At 64.3% G+C, this 434-nt stretch carries 1 protein-coding gene; it reads right to left on the bottom strand.

Features of this window, described 5'->3' with window-relative positions; all coding sequences use genetic code 11:
- Positions 1–414, bottom strand: a 414-nt coding sequence (gene ilvN, locus EXE47_RS18300; protein ID WP_137708634.1) for an acetolactate synthase small subunit, incomplete at its 3' end; no start/stop codon positions are given.
- Positions 415–434: the final 20 nt, after the last annotated feature.

Genomic DNA, 434 nt, shown 5'->3' with positions numbered 1-434 from the left:
GTACATGTCGGCGACGGCGTTGACGTCGTCGGGCTTCTCGCCGCTGACTTTCACCAGTGCGAGCTCCCGACGGACGGCCTCGCCTTCGAGTTCTCTGACCGAGATGACAGGCACGAGCTTCCGAAGTTGCTTTTTCGCCTGATCGATCCCCGGTTCCGGCTCCTCGATGAGGATCGTCATCCGGGCTGTGTCCTCGTCGACTGTTGGCCCGACGGTGAGACTTTCGATGTTGAACTGCCGGCGGCTGAACAGCGCCGACACCTCCGACAGCACGCCCGGTCTGTGCTTGACCAGCGCGGACAGCACCGCCTGGCGCGGTTCGTGTGTCACTTCGGCCTCGGGGTCGACGCGGATTCCCTGCGTGTTGCGTCGGCCCTTCGGGCGCATCCGTTCGTCCGGCGCTGGGCCTGGCATTCCTCCAGTCATTGTTAGAG

Origin of the sequence: Halorubrum sp. GN12_10-3_MGM, assembly GCF_005435235.1 — an archaeon.
Taxonomy (GTDB): domain Archaea; phylum Halobacteriota; class Halobacteria; order Halobacteriales; family Haloferacaceae; genus Halorubrum; species Halorubrum ezzemoulense.
This window is presented reverse-complemented; position numbering and strand designations above follow the sequence as displayed.